This is a genomic window from Caballeronia sp. AZ10_KS36 (assembly GCF_023631105.1).
GTDB lineage: Bacteria > Pseudomonadota > Gammaproteobacteria > Burkholderiales > Burkholderiaceae > Caballeronia.
The window spans coordinates 196346-214378 of sequence record NZ_JALQDQ010000001.1 but is presented as its reverse complement, the minus strand read 5'-3'; the positions used below and the strand labels follow the sequence as shown (position 1 = coordinate 214378).

Sequence of the window (18033 nt, the reverse complement as noted above, 5' to 3'; positions counted from 1 at the left end):
TTGACACGAACAGCGCGAACGCGCCGATTATACGTGCGCAAGCCGTGCAGTCGAGTAGGGGCGGGCCTCTGGCGCGCCCGTCCGACAATCAGGCGCAGTTTCGCGCCATGTCACCGGCGTTGCTTCCCATCAAATCCCTCGCGCCGCCTTCGAACGAGGCGCTTGGTATGATAGCGCAGCGCAAACCCAATCTGGACAAGGGTTTCAAAGATTTACCCTTATGTAACGGGGTGTTCCGGGCGGCCTTCGCGGGTCGATCACGCGCGACTCGCTTTCGCATGCCGAAGCCGCCCTGATCGGACAGCGCGCCGTTGGTTTTTGCCAACGTTTCATCGCCAATTCTCTGGCCGTTTCGCGCTGAAAGCCTTGTCGGTACTGGCTTTCGCGGATGCAACCGGTCGTGCTTCCGTGCGGCGCATGGCGGTGTTCGCCGACTATCCGACGCCTCACAGACGCCCGCTTTTCCGCCCAGGCTTGATGCATGACCGATACATCGCCCGTTAGCGAGCCGCTTCTCGCGCTGCACGATCTTCCGGCGCGCTGGAAGACGAAGCGCGTGTTCACCTTCGTCGATGCCGCCGCGCGCTTCGACACTGACAGTCTCTTTCTGGCGTTATGGCGTCTCTGGCGCGACGACGCCGCGCGCTGCGAGCGCCTGCATGTGGTCGCGGTGGCGCCGCTGCGCGCGCTCGATACGCCGCCGTCCGCTCCCAGCGATCCTCTATTGTCCGAACTTGCCCGCGTCTGGCCGATGCGCGTGCCCGGCGTGCATCGGCTCGAATTCGAAGCGGGGCGCGTCGTGCTCACGCTTGCCGTCGGCGACGACATGCTGCCGAAGCTCTGGCTGCGCGCGGACGCGTTTCATGTCGACGCGACGCAAGACGGCGATCCGCGCAAATGGAGCAAGACGCTCGCGCGCTTTGCCGGCGACGGCGCGACGCTCTGCGTCGACGTCGCCGAGGCAGGCCGCGACTCGTGGACGCGCGCGCTCGCTGCCTCCGGCTTCGAATGCCGTCCTAGCGACGGTCAAATCGCTGCGCGTTTCGCGCCGCGCTGGCGCGTGCGCCGTCATGAACCGCCGCTGGCCGCGAACGTGACAGCGCGCGAGGTCATCGTCATCGGCGCGGGACTGGCGGGGTGCGCGGTAACGTCGTCCTTCGCTTCGCGCGGCTGGCGCGTGACGCTGATCGACCGGCACGCGTCGCCCGCGCAGGACGCGTCGGGTAATCCGGCCGGCGTCTTTCACCCGATCGTGTGGCGCGACGACAGCATCGCCGCGCGCCTCACGCGGGCGGGCTTTTTGGGCGCGCTGCAACGATGGCAGACGCTCGAAGCCGCCGGCCACGACTTGCGGCGCAGCGCCGGTCTGCTGCAAATCGCCGACACGCAAGAAGACGCGGATGCGCTCGCCGACGCCATCGCGCGATTCGGCTATCCGCCCCACTACGTGACGCCGATAACGCGCGACGACGCTTCGCGCGTGGCAGGCGTACAAGTGACGCGCGGTGGCTGGCTCTTTCCGCGCGGCGGCGCCATTTCGCCGGCCGCAGTCTGCGCGGCGCAACTCGCCGCTGTCAGCGACGCGCTAACCACGCGCATGAATACGGCCGTCACGCAGATTGCATTCGACGGCCGCGACTGGCGTGCCTTCGACGCCCGAGGCGAACTGATCGCGAAAGCGCCGGTTCTGGTGCTCGCCAATGCGCACGACGCGGCGCGCCTCGCCGGTCTACACGGAGATCCGACGCGCGGCGTGCGCGGTCAGCTTTCGATTGTCGAGGAGAGCCCGCTGGATGCGCTGACGCTGCCCGTGGTCGGCGACGGCTATGCGGTGCCGCTCGGCGCGCGGCGCACGTTGATCGGCGCGACGTACGACATCGACGAGACGGATCCGCACGTCCGCGAAGCCGGGCACGCGGAGAACGTCGAGCGCGTCGGACGCATGCTCGCCGGGCTGAAGGACATACGCGTTGCGCAGGGCCGCGTGGCGTTTCGCTGCGTGACGAGCGACCGCATGCCGATGATCGGCTCGCTCGCCGACGAAACCGCCGCCCGCCGCGATGCCCGGCGCCTTTCCGGCGCATGGCCGCTCGACCTGCCGCGCATGCCGGGTCTTTACGGCGCGTTCGCCTTCGGTTCGCGCGGGCTCGTCTGGGCGACGCTGGCAGCGGAACTGATCGCATCGCAGGTAGAGGGCGAGCCGTTGCCGATCGAACGCGAACTCGCCGAAGCCGTCGATCCCGCACGATTCTTTTTACGAGCGTTACGTCACGGAGATATCGGCCCGGCCTAGTTATCCTCGCAAATCTGTGGATAACCCGGCGGGATCCGCAAGAAAGAGCTGTGTACGCGTTGTGCACGTAAACGGGACAAGCCGGAGACCGCCCGTTAACCGCCGAAAGTTGTTCCGAGTTAACGGCGCGAGACGTCCGGGTTTACCGCGCGCTTTTTCGGTTTACATGTGCTTGATGGAAAAGCAGAAAAGCCAGTTGTCCACAGCGGCCGCGACGCCTTGTTAACTACTACTACGTTTATATACAGTAAACCTGTAAACACCTGAAGACGACGTCACCGGAACCGCAAGAAGCGCCCGGACCGCCGGTCAGGTTTTCCGAACCGGCACGTCTGCGGTTTGACTTACCTCATAAGAATCATAAACTTGGAGTTTCAGCCGGGGACATGACTGTGTGGCACAATCGCGCTTCTTCCTGCGTCGCGCCGTCCAGACGGCGAGCGCCTCAATGGAACGACGCTTGCAACGCGAAGCTCCGATCATCGCGCTGCAACGCCGTTCGCTGCGTCCGGCCAGTCTCGCTTTAAGCGTCGCATTGGACCGGGACGCATCGTCTAATCCGTGCACGGCCGGTTCCGTGACGCCGTGTTCGTTCGTATTCGTTTCGCCTGAATGAACTACGCCCGTGGCGGGAGCGGGTTGTGAGCATGCGTGCCGTCCGCTGACGTTTTTCGCCCACCACGCGGCCGGACGTGCCCCTCTGCCTGAAGCAACGAAGGAGAAGCCCACACGATGAATTCGGCATTTTCATTTCTGCCCGCCTGGCCGCTCGAACCCGACGCCATTCTCTGGGCCGGTCTCGCGCTCGTCACGGCGGGGCTCGCCGGAGAACTGCTATGGCGCGCGTGGCGTCTGCCGCGCATCACCGGCTATGCGGTAATCGGGCTGATCGCGGGTAACGCAGGGCTCGGCGTGATCGACGCGAGCGCGGGCGGTCTGTCGCGACCGCTTCTCGACGTCGCGCTCGGGCTGCTGCTGTTCGAACTGGGCGGCCGGCTCGATCTGCGCTGGATCCGCCGAAATCCGTATCTGATCTTGTCGAGCATCGCGGAATCGACGCTCACGTTCGGTCTCGTGCTGATCGCGCTAATCCTGTTCCATGTGCCGACCATGCCGTCGGTGGTGATCGCCGCCATTGCGATGTCCACGTCGCCCGCCATGGTGATTCAGCTAAAAACCGAATTGCGCGCGGAAGGTCAGGTGACGCAGCGCCTGATGACGCTGACCGCGTTGAACAGCATGTATGCGGTGATCGTCGAGAAGCTGGCGGCGGGCGTGCTGCATCAGGAGATCTACGGCAACGCATTCGCGACGATCCTTCAGCCGCTTTATCTGCTGATCGGGTCGCTGGTGTTGGCGTTTCTGCTGGCGCGCGCCTGCAATCTGCTTTATCGACGCCTGAACGCCAACGATGAGCATTCTTTCGTGGCGCTCTTCGGACTCGTGCTGCTCGCCATCGCCATCGCTCACCTCTTCAAGCTCTCGACGATCTTCGCGTTGCTCGCGGCCGGCATCATCGTGAAGAACGCGGACGAGCGGCCGCAGTTGTGGCCGTCGCACTTCGGGTCGGCGGGATGGCTGCTCACCGTCATTCTGTTTGCGCTCACGCTGACATCGTTTGCGTGGCGAGATATCGCGCTCGGCGGCGTCGCGGCGCTGGGCCTCGTGCTCGCGCGCTTCATCGGCAAGCTGATCGGCGTGCTGATCTTCGCCAAGCCGAGCGGGCTGGAATGGAAGCAGGGCGTGGCGCTCGGCGTGGCGTTGACGCCGATGTCGGCGCTCGCGTATCTGCTCGTCGACGATATGTATGTGCTGTATCCCGACTACGATCCGACGCTGCGCGCCATCGTGATGTGCTCGATCGTGCTGCTGCAGATCGTGACGCCGTTCGTGGTGTACCGTAGTTTGTCGGCGGTGGGCGAGCGGCGCGAGTGAGCGCATTCAAGCATCGCCCGGCCGGCATAGCATTGATTCAACAAGAGGCGTCATGGCACTAGAACCCTTCATCAACTCGGAACCGTTCACGTTCGGCGTCGAGCTAGAAATCCAGGTCGTTAATACGCACGACTACGATCTGACCAAGGCCGCGTCCGACCTCATGCGTCTTATCAAGGACGAGAAGATTCCGGGCAACATCACGCCCGAGATCACCGAAAGCATGATCGAGCTCTCGACGGGCATCTGCACGACGCACGAACAAGCCGTGACGGACTTGCGCAAGATCCGCGATACGCTCGTGGCGGCGGCCGACCAGCTGAATGTCGGGCTGGCCGGCGGCGGCACGCATGCGTTCCAGCAATGGAGCGACCGCCAGATCTACGACGCGCCGCGCTTTCAGTACATCTCCGAGCTATACGGCTATCTCGCCAAGCAGTTCACGGTGTTCGGCCAGCACGTGCATATCGGCTGCCCCGACCCGAACAGCGCGCTTTTCCTGCTGCATTCGATGTCGCGCTACATTCCGCACTTCATCGCGCTCTCGGCTTCGTCGCCGTATATCCAGGGCGTCGATACGGGCTTTCACTCGGCGCGGCTCAATTCGGTGTTCGCGTTTCCGCTGTCCGGCCGCGCGCCGTTCGTGCTCACGTGGGACAGCTTCGAGGAATACTTCTCGAAGATGGTCCACACGGGCGTCGTGAACAGCATGAAAGACTTCTACTGGGACATTCGCCCGAAGCCCGGCTTCGGCACCATCGAAGTCCGCGTGATGGATACGCCGCTTTCGGTCGATCGGGCGGCGGCCATCGCGTGCTATATCCAGACGCTTTCGCGCTATCTGCTGCTCGACAAGCCGCTCATGCCGCAGGAAGACGATTACCTCGTCTATACGTTCAACCGCTTCGAGGCATGCCGCTTCGGGATGGAAGGCACGTGCGTCCATCCGCAGACGGGCGAGCGGCGCACGGTTGCCGAAGACATTCTGGCGACGCTCGACGTGCTCGCGCCGCATGCCGAAGCGCTCGGATCGCAGGCGGCGCTTGCGCAGATCGCCGACATCGCGCGCGGCGGCGTCAACGATGCGACGTGGCTGCGTGGCGTGTTCGACAAGGAGAAGTCGCTGCACGAAGCCGTGAGGCAGCAATGTCTGCAATGGCGTGCGTAAGCGAAGCGCGTGAATGGCGCGAAACAAAACCTTAAGGCACGCTTAAGACTTTTCGAGCATCGTGATGTTTTGACGGTTCTCGCACATAGGCCGCTTGGAACAACTTCTAAGCGGCTTTATTGTTTTTCGTGTTTATGGAATGCGTGCATGCGGCGGTGAGAATAGAATGCGCGCGCTAACGTTTGAGCAGAACCCGAAGCACTTTCCTCAAGGTTTCCGTGAAGCGTCCGTATACATCGGGAAGGCTGTCGGTGAACGCGGAGTTATTGCGGACAACGCAGGATTCCCCGGAGCGGTAAGAATCGTTACCGGGCGTTACGGGGCATGTAGCCGTTGGCAAAAAAGCAGGCACCATGACGGTATTGGCAATGAACGGCAGTCCTTTCAGCTCGGGCGGCAGTCGGTTCAGCTCGAGCGGCAGTCGGTTGGTGGTCCAGAGCGCAGTCTCAACGAAATACCGCGCTTTTCCACGGGTTATCCACAGTTTTGCGTGGATAATTAAGGTGTACGTTTGGTCTCAGTCGCTTAGAATGGCGACTTCGCCGATGGCGGGGTATAGTCGGCGAAAAAGCAGCGTCACGGCACGACACAAGAAGGCGCAAAACGAAGAGGGTGCAATGTCCCCATTCAGGCAAACCGAATTGGCTTGGTACGCCTGAATTTTGAGACGGCGGGGACCACAAACCGGGAGTTATGCCGAAGAACGGGGCAACGTGAATCGGGGCGGCTTTCGGGGCGAGGTGTTCGCTTATCGGCGAACGGGCTGTCGAAACCCATAAAGCGGAAAACAAGCGAAACATTATGAGTGAAGGCGTTTACGGAGAGCAGGCGACGGGGCGGGTGACCCACGGCCTGCTGCGGCTGAGCACGGCGATGCGCAGCCAGGCATGGGAATGGGCGGAAGGTGCGGGGCTGACGCCTACCCAAGGTGAAATTCTCGTGTTGCTGATGCAGCGCAAGGGGCCCATGCGCCTCGGCGAGATCGCGCGCGAGACGGCGCTGACGGCCGCGACCACGAGCGATGCCGTGAGCACGCTCGAAGGCAAGGGGCTCGTCGAAAAGCGCCGCGCGCTGGACGACGGCCGCGCGCTGGCCGTGCGCCTGACATCGCGCGGACGCACGGCGGCGAAGAAGGCGCTGCAATGGCCGGACTTCCTGTCGAAGGCCGTCGGCACGCTGCGCGAAGACGAGCAGGCGACGTTCTATCGCACGCTGCTCAAGACCATTCGCCAACTGGAAGCCCAGCAGCACATTCCGGCGCATCGCATGTGTCTCTCGTGCACGCACTTCGAGGTCAGCAAGAACCCGAAGAAGGTCCCGCACCATTGCGCGCTTTTGCAGATCGACATGGCGGATACCGATCTTCGTCTCGACTGTTCGGTATACGAAGAAGGCGATCTCAACACGCAGAAGAAGAGCTGGAAGGTCTTCGCGCAGATCGCCTGAGTTCGGACGCGGCGGCATTTGCGGCATTCCACGCTGTGAGGCGGCGGCCAGTCGGTTAGACTGTGCCCGTCGCGCCTCGCCGCGAGGCGCGGCTCGTCATGTAGAGACGTTCCGAGCCACGCACGCCGATCCACGGAAAGCCGCCGATGAAACCTGAAGTCCTGGCCATTCGCCACGTTCATTTCGAAGACCTCGGCAGTCTCGAACTCGTCGTCGGCGACCGCGGCCATCTCGTGCGCTATCTCGATGTCGGGCGCGGGCGCATCGGCGCGCCCAATCCGCTCGATCCGTCGCTGCTCGTCGTGCTCGGCGGGCCCATCGGCGCGTGTGAAGACGCGCAGTATCCGCACCTCGCTCCGCTTTTGTCGATGCTCGAAAAGCGCATCGCCGCGGGGCTTCCCACCATCGGCATCTGCCTCGGCTCGCAACTCATCGCGCGGGCGCTCGGGGCGCGCGTCTATTCATCGAAAGATCTGGAACTCGGCTGGTCCCCGCTCACGCTGACCGAAGCGGGGCGCGTATCGCCGTTGCGTCATCTCGAAGCGGACGGTCGCGCGGTGCCGGTCTTCCACTGGCACGGCGATACGTTCGATCTTCCCGACGGCGCGACGCTGCTCGCGTCCACCGAGCGATGCGCGCATCAGGCGTTTTCGTGGGGCGACCATGTGCTGGCGCTCCAATGTCACGCCGAAGTGCTCGCGGACCGCTTCGAGAACTGGCTCGTCACCTATCCGGGCGATCTCGCCCGCAGCGGCACGACCGCCGCCGCGTTGCGCGAAGCCACCGCGCAGCACGGTCCCGCACTGGAACGCGCCGCCCGCGCGATGTTCGGCGAATGGCTCGACCGCTTTCCCGTCGACGTGCATCGACACTGAGCGCGGCGCTGCACGAACAAAACGCAGGTGCTATTCTCGTTCGCTTCTTTCTTCGCGACGGGCTTCACACATGAGCGCGCTGTTCACTCCGGCCACGCTGCGCAGTCTGCAGTTGCCGAATCGCATTGTGATTTCGCCGATGTGCCAGTACTCCGCCGAGCGCGGCGAAGCCACGGCGTGGCACATGATCCATCTCGGGCATCTGGCGCTCTCCGGTGCGGGCATGCTGTGCATCGAGGCGACGGCCGTGGAGCCGGACGGACGCATCACGCCGGGCGATCTCGGCCTCTGGGACGATGTGACGGAAGCGGCCTTGCGTCCCGTGCTCGCCGCCATTCGCCAGCATTCGAACATCGCGGTGACGATGCAGCTCGCGCACGCGGGCCGCAAGGCATCGAGCCAGAAGCCGTGGGAAGGCGGTCAGCTCATCTCAGTCGCGGAGGGCGGCTGGATGACGCATGGGCCGTCTGCCATTGCTCACAAGCCGGACGAAACACCGCCGCTCGCGCTGGATACCGCCGGCCTCATGCGCGTGAAGGAAGCGTTTGCCGCGTCGGCGCGGCGTGCGGCGCGGCTCGGCATCGACGCGCTCGAAGTGCACGCGGCGCACGGTTATCTGCTGCATCAGTTTTTGTCGCCGCTCGCCAATCGGCGCACGGACGAATACGGCGGCTCGCGCGAGAACCGCATGCGCTATCCGCTCGAAATCTTCGATGCGGTGCGCGCCGCGTTTCCCGCCGACAAGCCGGTCGGCGTACGCGTCTCGGCGACGGATTGGGTCGAAGGCGGATGGGATATCGAAGACACCATCGCGTTCGCCGCACAATTGAAGGAGCGCGGCGTCGACTGGATCGACGTTTCCTCGGGTGGCGTATCGCCGCAGCAGAAGATTCCTCTTGAGCCCGGCTATCAGGTGCCGTTCGCCAAGGCCGTGAAGGAAGCGACCGGCGTGAATACCATCGCCGTCGGTCTGATCACGGATGCGAAGCACGCGGAAGAGATCGTCGCGAGCGGGCAGGCCGATTTCGTCGCGATGGCGCGCGCCATGCTCTACGATCCGCGCTGGCCGTGGCACGCGGCGGCCGAACTGGGCGCGACCGTCAGCGCGCCGCCGCAATATTGGCGCTCGCAGCCGCGCGAGCAGAAGCATCTGTTCGGCGACATCTCGTTCGGACAGCGTTGATGTCAAGCGGTTGAGATCGAAGCGCGCGGGAGTGTACGATACCGTGCTGACGGTCGAACGCGGCGCCTTCGAGGCCACCGCGTTTTTTTATTGCCGCCGGCCGAAGCGTCCCACATTGATTCGTTATTGAAGGATTCGTTCGATGAGTTCACGGAGGATCACCGTTCGCCGCTCGGGCGTGCATGGCAAGGGCGTGTTCGCCGCGAAGCCCATTGCGGCCGGCGAAGAGGTGATGGAGTACAAGGGCGAGCGCATTTCGTGGAAAGAGGCGCTGCGCCGGCATCCGCATAACCCGGACGAGCCGAACCACACGTTTTACTTCGCGCTGGAAGACGGGCGCGTGATCGACGGCAAGATAGACGGCAACAGCGCGAAATACATCAACCATTCCTGCGCGCCGAATTGCGAGGCCGAGGAGATCGAAGGCCGCGTGTTCATTCGCGCGCTGCGCGACATCGAGCCGGATGAAGAGCTCAATTACGACTACGGGCTCGTGATCGAAGGGCGCATCACCAAGAAGCTCAAGAAGGAATACGAGTGCCGCTGCGGCGCGAAGAAGTGTCGAGGAACGATGCTCGCGCTGAAGCCGGAAAAGAAGGCGAAGAAAGAGAAGAAGTAAGCGAACCGCGCCGCCTAGTGCCGCGCGGCATCCGTCGCCTCGGCGTTCGCTTTGACTGGCAGACGCACGATGAACCGCGCGCCGCCTTCCGGCGCATCCTCGTAATGCACGCTGCCGCCGTGCAGCGCGACGATGTCGTGGACGATGGCAAGCCCGAGGCCCGCGCCGCCTTCCACGCTTTGTCCGTCGCCACGGAAGAATCGCTTGAAGAGATCCGGCTGCTGGTCGCCCGGCACGCCCGGACCGTTGTCCTCGATCACCACTTCGCCGAAGCGCGCGCCGGTTGCGTCGCGCCATTCGCCGACCGTCAGCGTGATGCGCGCGCCGTCATAGCGCGAAGGCGGCACGTACTTGAGCGCGTTGTCGATCAGATTGGCGATCACTTCCCGCGCCAGCACGACATTGCCGCGCACGACGATCGCATGTTCGTTCTCGGGATCGTCCGTGCGCTGAAAGCCGAGATCGACGCCGGCCGAAAGCGCCCGCGGCACCCATTCCGCGCCGGTTTCGAACGCGAGCGCGGCGAGATCGAAATCCGCGAAGCGCGCCGCCTGCTCGCCCGGTTCGGCGCGTGCGAGCGACAACAACTGATTCGACAGCCGCACGGCACGGTCCGCCGACGCGCGCAATTCCTTGACCGCTTCGAGTGCCTTCGCGGGATCGCGTGAACTGAGCGCCTGCTCCGCGTGCAGCTTCACGGCGGTCAGCGGCGTGCGCAGCTGGTGCGCGGCATCCGCGATGAACTTGCGCTGCGCATCCAGCGCCGCCTGCAAACGCACGAGCAGCGCGTTCATGGCGCTCGTGAGCGGCCGGACTTCGCTCGGCACGTGCGATTCGTCGACCGGTTCCAGCGAAATGTGCGTCTGCCGATTGAGCGCGTCGGCCAGATCGGTGAGCGGGTTCAGCTGCTGGTTCACGACGCGCCACACGATCACCCAGCCGGCGAGCAGCAACAGCAGAAGCGGCATCATGATCGCGACGAGAAATTCCACCGCGATGCGATACCGCGACCCCACGCGCTGCGCCACCTCCACGACGATCGGATTGCCATGCGGCTGCGGCACGCGAACCTGCGCGGCGCGCACGCTGGTGCCCTGATAGTGCGTCTCGAAGACGTAGGCGTAGTGAATGCGCCGCACGGAAGTGCCCGTGAGCGGCAAGTCGGAATCGCCGGCGATTTCCTGATCGCCCGTGCTGATGCGATAGACGAGCTGCTCGATGGGATCGGAGAACATCGCCTGCGCGAGCGGCGGCACGGTCACGGGCGCATCGACGCCGGCAAGCTGAATCTGCTTGGAGATGGCCGTGGCAAGATCCGCGAGCGAGCGGTCCACCACATGCTGCGTGTACTGCCACGCGAGCCAGTACGCCATGAGCCCGCTCATCAGCGCGAGCAGGGACAGCGGCGCGGCGAGGCGGCGCAGCAGCGTGCGCCGCAGGCTCGGAGGCGCGGCAGGTTCTGCGGGCTTCGATCGCGCCAGATCGAGCCAGTCTTCGCGGGCGAAACGCTGATCGCCCGCGCGCCGGGTTGGAAGTCGCAAAGCGTTCTAGGGCAGAAGCGGCCGGTTCCTTACGCCGCCTGCCGGATCTCCTGAAGCAGATAGCCGAAACCGCGCACCGTGACGATTTCCACGCGCGTGTTCTCCAGCTTCTTGCGCACGCGATGCACGTAGACTTCGATCGCCGTGTCGCCGAGATCGCCGCCGAAGTGCGTCAGATGATCCTGCAACTGCGCCTTGCTCACGACGCGGCCATGACGCAGCAGCAGCATTTCGAGCACCGCGAATTCGCGCGGCGAGAGTTCGAGCGGGCGCTCGTCGTTGAAGATGCGGCGATCCACGCCCGAAAGCCGCAAGCCGCCGAGCGTCACTTCGGGACGCGGCACGTCGCCGTGCGGGCCGCTGCGGCGCATCACGGCGCGAATGCGGGCTTCCAGTTCCTGCGGCTCGAACGGTTTCAGCATGTAGTCGTCGGCGCCGCTGTTGAGGCCCTGCACGCGGTCGTGCAGTTCGTCGCGCGCGGTGAGGATGATGACCGGCGTGTGCCGGTTGCCCTGGCGAAAGCGCGAGAGCAGCGTCATGCCGTCGATGCCGGGCAGGCCCAGATCGAGGATGACGAGCTCGTGGCGGTTCTGCGCGAGCGCCTGCTCGGCGAAGATGCCGTCGTGAACCATGTCGACGGTGAAGCCGGATTGCTCCAGGCTGCTTTGAATGCCGCGCGCAATAGGGCGGTCGTCTTCGATCAGAAGGATTCGCATGAAGTCGCTCAGTACAATTGGGTTGCGCTCGAGTCGGCGCCCAGGCCGGTGATTGACGACGCGGCGGCGCAGGTTCGAGCCGGATCAAAACCGTTACCTCTTATGCGGCGCCGCCGGCGCCTCGTTCGCGCGAGCGGCTATACACCGAATGCCTGTCCCTGGACGTGGCTGTCTGCCACTCGGCGCACCGTCGAGCCGAATCTTCGTGGATGCGGCCGCTTGCCGTCTCTCAGCGGCACTGCGCTGTCCGTGGTGCGCTGCTGATTGTACAGCTTCAATCTCGCGAGGCTCGTTGACGGCGGAACGTCCATTAGCGGCGAAGTTGAACAAGTTTACGCCGACTTTAAAATCCGCCTGCATGGATGAAAGATAGGCTCCGCAGCGGCTTACGGTCTTTCTTTTTTTGCCTTGCAGAGCGCGTGACACGGGGCGCGGACGGCATTGGATGCCTTTCGGCAATGTCATGGTTGGTAATACGCCCGTTACCTTGTTGGCTACCGTAAGCCGATATTCAGGTCGCGCGCGAACGGCGCGCTTCCCGCGTGGTTATGGCAGTTTTCCATGGCCGATGCGCTAAAGTCGCATCTTCCCCCGTCTTCGCGCGCCCCGCCATGCTGGAACTGGACCATTTCGACCTCGCCCTGCTGGATGTCCTGCAACGCTTCGGGCGCGCCACGCATCAGCAGCTCGGCGAGCAGGTGCCGCTCTCGCCGTCGCAGATCGGACGGCGCTTGCAGCGGCTGGAGGCCATCGGCGTGATCGAAGGCTACCGCGTGATGTTGCGGCCCGAGAAGCTCGGCCTCGGCGTGACCGCGTTCACCAGCCTGAAGCTGAAGCATCACAGCGATTCGGTGATCGAGCAGTTCCAGCAGGAAATCGACACGCTGCCCGAAGTGCTCGAATGCCACGCGACGGTCGGCGATGCGGATTATCTGCTGCGCATCGTCGCGCCGGATCTGAACGCGCTTTCCGGCTTCGTCATGAAGAAGCTGATGCGCGTGCCGGGCGTCGACAGCGTGCGCTCGAACATCGTGCTCACGACGTTCAAGCGCAACGGCCCGCTGCCGCTCGCTCACCTCGCGGCGGACGCGTCCTGACCGGCGTTCAGCAGATCGACATACGCGAGCGGCACGAGGTCCGCCGCGCCCACGCCGAGGCGCTCGAACATGGCGTGCGCTTCCGCTTCGCCGCCGGCTTCGTCGTCGTCCTGGCCGAGCAGCACTTCCAGTTCGACGAAATCGCCGAGGCCGTCCACGCGATCCAGATGAATACGCGTGCGCCCGACGAGAAACACATGCCGCTCCTTCGAAACGATGCCGCGCGTGGTGAGCGCCTGCGCGAGCAGCGCGTGCATGGCTTCAGGGTTCGTCACCGGGCTGCGCGAGTAGTACGAGACTTTCGGGCCGTCGCGGTCGTCGCGCTGATAGAAGATCAGTTCGGACGGCGTGCCGTCGTCGAACTGGCGCAGCTTCAGGCGGCCGGTCGGCACGTCGTAGAAAAAGTCCTGTTGCCGGAACACGAGCGGCGCATCCGTGGCGAGCGCGGCAGCGCGTTCGCGTAGTTCGTCGAATCGATGCGCGCGTGCCTTGATTTCGATATTAAGTGCCATAAACGAGGTCTCCGGTTGTCCTTCGGGTGAGGGCGCAGCAGCGAGACTAGCAAAGAAACCGTGAAGCCTGGGTTACACGGACCATTGCGCATCGATCAGGCGCAGCGCCGCCGCGATGGCCGGTTCCTCGCGACGCTCGGCGAGCGCGACGAACGATAGCTGTGTCGGCACGGTGACGCCTTCGACGATCGTGAGCGCGTGCGCATGCGCCTCCGCCAGCGCGATCGAGTCCCGCGCGAGCGACAATCCCACGCCCGATTTCACGAGATCGAGCATCGACGGCTCCTGGTCCACTTCCGCGACGATCATCGGCGTCGCGCCCGCCTCGCGGAACACGCGCGACAGCAGCCGGTTATGCGCGGATTCCGGCGGCGTCCAGATCCACGGCAGCTTGGCGAGCGTCGCCCACGCGCGCTTCCCCTTGTTCACGCGGTTGTGCCAGCCGGCCGGCGCCAGCACGCGATACGAAAACGGCGTGAGCCGCACGACATGAAAACGCTCGCCGTCGCGCGAACCGTCTTTTGCCGGATCGCCGATGTAATAGCCGACGTCCAGCTCACGCGAGCGCACGCGTTCCAGCACCCAGCCCGACATGCCGTGACGCAGCGCCGTTTCGATGCGCGGATGCGCTTCGACCGATTGCCGCAAAAAGCCGCCGAGCCGCAGGAACTCCGGATCGAGAATAGTCCCGATGCGCAGCGTTCCGCTGACGTCATGCCGTAGCGCAGCGGCCGCGCGCTGCACGTCGGCGGCGGCGGCGAGCGCGCGTTCGGCGTGCGGCAGCAGGGCTTCGCCATCGCGCGTCAGCAAAAGGCCATGCGACGTCCGCGCGAACAGCACGACGCCCAGCGTCTCCTGCAAGTTCTTGATCTGCAGGCTGACCGCCGGCTGCGTGAGATGCAGTTGCGCCGCGGCGCGCGTGAGGTTGCCTTCACGCGCCACGGTCAGGAACGCGCGGAGCAGGGTGTAGTCCATCGGCTGATATTAGCGCGTCTTATATCGCTGTTGAACATATCTCATTGGATCGGCGGACGGCGACCGCAGTACGCTTGAAACAAAAGGCGCAGAAGAAAGAGACACACAGACGCCAGCCGAACAGGAGACAAGTCATGAAACAGAACGCCCGCAAGCTCGAAGGCGAATTCGACTACATCATCGTCGGCGCGGGCACGGCCGGATGCGTGCTCGCCAATCGCCTCACCGAAGACCCCGACGTCACCGTGCTGCTGCTCGAAGCGGGCGGCAAGGACGATTACCACTGGATCCACATTCCGGTCGGCTATCTGTACTGCATCGGCAATCCGCGCACGGACTGGCTGTACAAGACGCAAGCCGAACCCGGCCTCAACGGACGCGCGTTGTCGTATCCGCGCGGGCGCGTGCTCGGCGGATGCTCGTCGATCAACGGCATGATCTACATGCGCGGCCAGCGCGAAGACTACGACGAGTGGGCGCACATCACGGGCGATTCGAACTGGTCGTGGGATTCGGTGCTGCCCGTTTTCATGCGCAGCGAGGATCACCACGGCGGGGCGAATCCATGGCACGGCGTGGGCGGCGAATGGCGCGTCGAAAAGCAGCGGCTCAAGTGGAAGATCCTGGAGACGTTCGCGCAAGCCGCGCAGCAAAGCGGCATTCCCGCCACCGACGACTTCAATCGCGGCGACAACACAGGCGTCGGCTATTTCGATGTGAACCAGCGCGGCGGCATTCGCTGGAATGCGGCCAAAGCGTTCCTCCGCGAAGCGATGAAGCGCCCGAATCTCACCACGATTACCGGCGCGCACACACAACGGCTCGTGTTCGAAGGCACGCGTTGCGTAGGCGTGGAATATCGCGGCGGCGATGTCGACTACATCGCGAAGGTGCGCCGTGAAGTGGTGCTGAGCGCGGGCGCGGTGAACTCGCCGCAGATACTGGAACTCTCGGGCATCGGCAATGGCGCGCGCTTGCAGCGGCTCGGCATCGACGTAGTGCGCGATCTGCGCGGCGTCGGCGAGAATCTGCAGGATCACTTGCAGTTGCGCATGGCGTATAAGGTCAACGGCGTGCGCACGCTCAACACGCTTTCGGCGCGCTGGTGGGGCAAGCTCTTCATCGGCATGCAGTACGCGTTCATGCGCAGCGGTCCTATGTCGATGGCGCCTTCGCAACTCGGCGTGTTCGCGAAGTCCGATCCGGCCGATGCATCGATCAAGCGGCCCGATGTTCAGTATCACGTGCAGCCCTTGTCGCTCGAACGCTTCGGCGAGCCGCTGCATGCGTTCAATGCTTTTACGGCGTCGGTTTGCAATCTGCGGCCGACATCGCGCGGAAGCATCCATATCACGTCGCCGGATGCGCATACGCCGCCGCTCATCGCGCCGAACTATCTCTCCACCGACCGCGACCGCGAAGTGGCCGCGAACTCGCTGCGTCTCACGAGGCGCATCGTGAGCGCGCCCGCATTGGCGCGCTATGCGCCAGAAGAGATTCTGCCGGGCGTGCAGTATCAAACGGAAGAAGAGCTCGCGAAGGCGGCGGGCGATATCGGCACCACGATCTTTCATCCGGTCGGCACATGCCGCATGGGCATCGACAACGATCCGGGCGCGGTCGTCGACAGCCGCTTGCGCGTGCTCGGCGTGCAGGGTTTGCGCGTAGTCGATGCATCGGTGATGCCGGTCATCACGTCGGGCAACACCAACTCGCCGACGCTGATGATCGCCGAACGCGCCAGCGACATGATTCGGGAAGACCGGCGCGCGGTGCGGTCGCAAGAAGTCATCGCGGCGGCGCTCGCGTAACGTGAGCCATCGCGGAGCACGCGTCATGCCTTCTGCGCGTGCATGGACGGCGCTTCGAGGCTTGCATGAGTCAGTGCAAATCCCTTAGTGCAAATCCCAATGATTGCGCTGCATCATTGGCGCGACAATGGCCCCGGATCACGTGATGCTCGCTGTTTGTCGCGCCTGCTTTCCTGCGGTGCGCAATCGGCTACGAAGCGAAGCGGCATCGTGACGGAGACACCGTCCGGTGCGCGCGACAGAAAAATAAAGCGCAGGCGAACACATCGTTCAGCGCCTCACTTCGCATGGAAGGGGACATGATTCTCGGCGACACCATTCTGGAAACGCGAGGGCTCACGAAAGAATTCAAAGGCTTCACGGCCGTGAATGACGTGAACCTGCGCGTGCGCCGCGGCTCGATCCACGCGCTGATCGGACCGAACGGCGCGGGCAAGACCACCTGCTTCAATCTGCTCACCAAATTTCTCGAACCGACCGCGGGCCAGATCGTCTTCAACGGCACCGACATCACGCGCGAGCGCCCGGCGCATATCGCGCGGCGCGGCATCATCCGCTCGTTTCAGATTTCCGCTGTGTTTCCGCATCTGACCGTGCTGCAGAACGTGCGTATCGGCTTGCAGCGGCAGCTCGGCACGTCGTTTCAGTTCTGGCGCAGCGAACGTTCGCTCGATGCCTTGAACGATCGCGCGATGGACCTGCTCACGCAAGTCGGCCTCACCGATTTCGCCGACGTGAAAACCGTCGAGCTTTCGTACGGCCGCAAGCGCGCGCTCGAAATAGCGACGACGCTTTCGATGGAACCCGAACTCATGCTGCTCGACGAACCGACGCAAGGCATGGGACACGAGGACGTGGACCGCGTGACCGCGCTCATCAAGAAGGTATCGGCGGGACGCACCATTCTCATGGTCGAGCACAACATGAACGTGATTGCCGGCATCTCGGACACCATTACCGTGCTTCAACGCGGCGAAGTGCTCGCGGAAGGCAGCTACGCGGAAGTATCGAAGAATCCGCTCGTGATGGAAGCCTACATGGGCAGCGCCGACGCGGCGCTCACCGGAGCGCACGCATGAGCACGATCGCGGAAGAACGCCGCTCGCGCGAGGCGAACGGCGCGGCGGGGAATGCGCCGGCGCTGGAAATCGAAGGCTTGCAGGCGTGGTACGGGGAATCGCACATCCTGCATGGCGTGGACCTGAAGGTGAATCGCGGCGAAGTCGTGACGCTGCTCGGCCGCAACGGCGCGGGACGCACCACGACGCTTCGCGCCATCATGGGTCTGACCGGGCGGCGCACGGGCTCGATCCGCGTGGGCGGACGCGAGACTATCGGGCTGCCCACGCACAAGATCGCGCATCACGGGGTCGGCTATTGTCCGGAGGAGCGCGGCATTTTCTCCAGCCTGTCGTGCGAGGAGAACCTGCTTTTGCCGCCGCTCATTGGCGATCCGAAGCAGGCGATGTCGCTCGACGAGCTGTATTCCATGTTCCCGAACCTGAACGAGCGGCGCGCGAGCCAGGGCACGCGTCTGTCGGGCGGCGAACAACAGATGCTCGCCGTCGCGCGAATCCTGCGCACGGGCGCGAACCTGCTTCTTCTCGATGAAATCTCCGAAGGCCTCGCGCCCGTCATCGTGCAGACACTCGCGCGCATGATCCTGATGCTGAAATCGCGCGGCTATACGGTCGTGATGGTCGAGCAGAACTTCCGGTTCGCGGCGCCGCTCGCGGACCGCTTTTACGTGATGGAGCACGGGAATATCGTCGAGCATTTCGGCGCGGGGGAACTCGAAGCGAAGATGCCGGTGCTGCACGAACTGCTCGGCGTGTGAGAACGCGTCGCGCAGGCAGCACGGC

The 18033-nt window shown here is 64.2% G+C and carries 15 protein-coding genes; 11 read left to right on the top strand and 4 right to left on the bottom strand.

The window, feature by feature from the left end:
- The first annotated feature begins 481 nt into the window (after window positions 1–481).
- From mnmC1 to NCR35_RS00975, 7 genes are all read left to right on the top strand, one after another.
- Window positions 482–2293 carry an FAD-dependent 5-carboxymethylaminomethyl-2-thiouridine(34) oxidoreductase MnmC1 gene (gene mnmC1 / locus NCR35_RS01005; protein WP_250532661.1) on the top strand — a complete coding sequence of 604 codons (1812 nt, stop codon included), beginning with the start codon at window positions 482–484 and terminating at the stop codon, window positions 2291–2293.
- A gap of 732 nt (window positions 2294–3025) precedes the next feature.
- Window positions 3026–4228, top strand: coding sequence for a cation:proton antiporter (locus tag NCR35_RS01000; RefSeq protein WP_250532660.1), 1203 nt, complete (start codon window positions 3026–3028; stop codon window positions 4226–4228).
- Window positions 4229–4280: 52 nt separating this feature from the next.
- On the top strand, window positions 4281–5396 hold the full coding sequence (locus NCR35_RS00995; RefSeq protein ID WP_175938712.1) for a YbdK family carboxylate-amine ligase: 1116 nt from the start codon (window positions 4281–4283) through the stop codon (window positions 5394–5396).
- Window positions 5397–6197: 801 nt separating this feature from the next.
- Window positions 6198–6842 carry a MarR family winged helix-turn-helix transcriptional regulator gene (locus tag NCR35_RS00990; RefSeq protein WP_175938710.1) on the top strand — a complete coding sequence of 215 codons (645 nt, stop codon included), beginning with the start codon at window positions 6198–6200 and terminating at the stop codon, window positions 6840–6842.
- 146 nt (window positions 6843–6988) lie between these two features.
- Window positions 6989–7717, top strand: a complete 729-nt coding sequence (locus NCR35_RS00985; RefSeq protein ID WP_250532659.1) for a glutamine amidotransferase — start codon at window positions 6989–6991, stop codon at window positions 7715–7717.
- Between the two features lie 70 nt (window positions 7718–7787).
- Window positions 7788–8900, top strand: a complete 1113-nt coding sequence (locus NCR35_RS00980; protein WP_250532658.1) for an NADH:flavin oxidoreductase/NADH oxidase — start codon at window positions 7788–7790, stop codon at window positions 8898–8900.
- Window positions 8901–9042: 142 nt separating this feature from the next.
- Complete coding sequence (locus tag NCR35_RS00975; protein ID WP_244847548.1) at window positions 9043–9519, top strand: SET domain-containing protein; 477 nt, start codon at window positions 9043–9045, stop codon at window positions 9517–9519.
- A gap of 14 nt (window positions 9520–9533) precedes the next feature.
- On the opposite strand, the gene NCR35_RS00970 is transcribed toward NCR35_RS00975, so the two are convergent.
- Both NCR35_RS00970 and NCR35_RS00965 read right to left on the bottom strand, forming a co-directional pair.
- Window positions 9534–11060, bottom strand: coding sequence for a sensor histidine kinase (locus tag NCR35_RS00970; protein ID WP_502801625.1), 1527 nt, complete (start codon window positions 11058–11060; stop codon window positions 9534–9536).
- Between the two features lie 29 nt (window positions 11061–11089).
- Window positions 11090–11776, bottom strand: a complete 687-nt coding sequence (locus NCR35_RS00965) for a response regulator transcription factor (protein WP_035962098.1) — start codon at window positions 11774–11776, stop codon at window positions 11090–11092.
- A 611-nt stretch (window positions 11777–12387) separates the two neighbouring features.
- Here NCR35_RS00965 and NCR35_RS00960 point away from each other — a divergent pair.
- A complete protein-coding gene (locus tag NCR35_RS00960) occupies window positions 12388–12873 on the top strand; it encodes an Lrp/AsnC family transcriptional regulator (protein ID WP_175938702.1) in 486 nt (161 codons plus the stop codon).
- Here the strand turns inward: NCR35_RS00960 and NCR35_RS00955 are convergent.
- Entirely contained in the window at window positions 12849–13385 is a 537-nt protein-coding gene (locus NCR35_RS00955; protein ID WP_250532657.1) for a class IV adenylate cyclase, read from the bottom strand. The two genes, NCR35_RS00960 and NCR35_RS00955, sit on opposite strands and share 25 nt — an antisense overlap.
- Window positions 13386–13457: 72 nt before the next feature.
- Window positions 13458–14360 (bottom strand): LysR family transcriptional regulator, encoded by a 903-nt coding sequence (locus tag NCR35_RS00950; protein ID WP_250532656.1) that lies wholly within the window; start codon window positions 14358–14360, stop codon window positions 13458–13460.
- A 134-nt stretch (window positions 14361–14494) separates the two neighbouring features.
- Between NCR35_RS00950 and NCR35_RS00945 the strand changes: the two genes are divergently transcribed.
- From NCR35_RS00945 to NCR35_RS00935, 3 genes are all read left to right on the top strand, one after another.
- Window positions 14495–16171, top strand: coding sequence for a GMC family oxidoreductase (locus NCR35_RS00945; protein WP_250532655.1), 1677 nt, complete (start codon window positions 14495–14497; stop codon window positions 16169–16171).
- Window positions 16172–16470: 299 nt separating this feature from the next.
- Window positions 16471–17250 (top strand): ABC transporter ATP-binding protein, encoded by a 780-nt coding sequence (locus NCR35_RS00940; protein ID WP_175938694.1) that lies wholly within the window; start codon window positions 16471–16473, stop codon window positions 17248–17250.
- Window positions 17247–18008: an ABC transporter ATP-binding protein gene (locus NCR35_RS00935; RefSeq protein ID WP_250532654.1), complete on the top strand. Its 762-nt coding sequence runs from the start codon at window positions 17247–17249 to the stop codon at window positions 18006–18008. The genes NCR35_RS00940 and NCR35_RS00935 overlap by 4 nt, the downstream gene beginning before the upstream one ends.
- Window positions 18009–18033 lie beyond the last annotated feature (25 nt).

Coding starts and splice junctions, on each gene's coding strand:
- NCR35_RS00990 (WP_175938710.1), top strand. CDS start 6,198: ATGAGTGAAGGCGTTTACGGAGAGCAGGCGACGGGGCGGGTGACCCAC.
- mnmC1 (WP_250532661.1), top strand. CDS start 482: ATGACCGATACATCGCCCGTTAGCGAGCCGCTTCTCGCGCTGCACGAT.
- NCR35_RS00955 (WP_250532657.1), bottom strand. CDS start 13,385: ATGGCACTTAATATCGAAATCAAGGCACGCGCGCATCGATTCGACGAA.
- NCR35_RS00975 (WP_244847548.1), top strand. CDS start 9,043: ATGAGTTCACGGAGGATCACCGTTCGCCGCTCGGGCGTGCATGGCAAG.
- NCR35_RS00985 (WP_250532659.1), top strand. CDS start 6,989: ATGAAACCTGAAGTCCTGGCCATTCGCCACGTTCATTTCGAAGACCTC.
- NCR35_RS00945 (WP_250532655.1), top strand. CDS start 14,495: ATGAAACAGAACGCCCGCAAGCTCGAAGGCGAATTCGACTACATCATC.
- NCR35_RS01000 (WP_250532660.1), top strand. CDS start 3,026: ATGAATTCGGCATTTTCATTTCTGCCCGCCTGGCCGCTCGAACCCGAC.
- NCR35_RS00980 (WP_250532658.1), top strand. CDS start 7,788: ATGAGCGCGCTGTTCACTCCGGCCACGCTGCGCAGTCTGCAGTTGCCG.
- NCR35_RS00995 (WP_175938712.1), top strand. CDS start 4,281: ATGGCACTAGAACCCTTCATCAACTCGGAACCGTTCACGTTCGGCGTC.
- NCR35_RS00935 (WP_250532654.1), top strand. CDS start 17,247: ATGAGCACGATCGCGGAAGAACGCCGCTCGCGCGAGGCGAACGGCGCG.
- NCR35_RS00940 (WP_175938694.1), top strand. CDS start 16,471: ATGATTCTCGGCGACACCATTCTGGAAACGCGAGGGCTCACGAAAGAA.
- NCR35_RS00960 (WP_175938702.1), top strand. CDS start 12,388: ATGCTGGAACTGGACCATTTCGACCTCGCCCTGCTGGATGTCCTGCAA.
- NCR35_RS00965 (WP_035962098.1), bottom strand. CDS start 11,776: ATGCGAATCCTTCTGATCGAAGACGACCGCCCTATTGCGCGCGGCATT.
- NCR35_RS00950 (WP_250532656.1), bottom strand. CDS start 14,360: ATGGACTACACCCTGCTCCGCGCGTTCCTGACCGTGGCGCGTGAAGGC.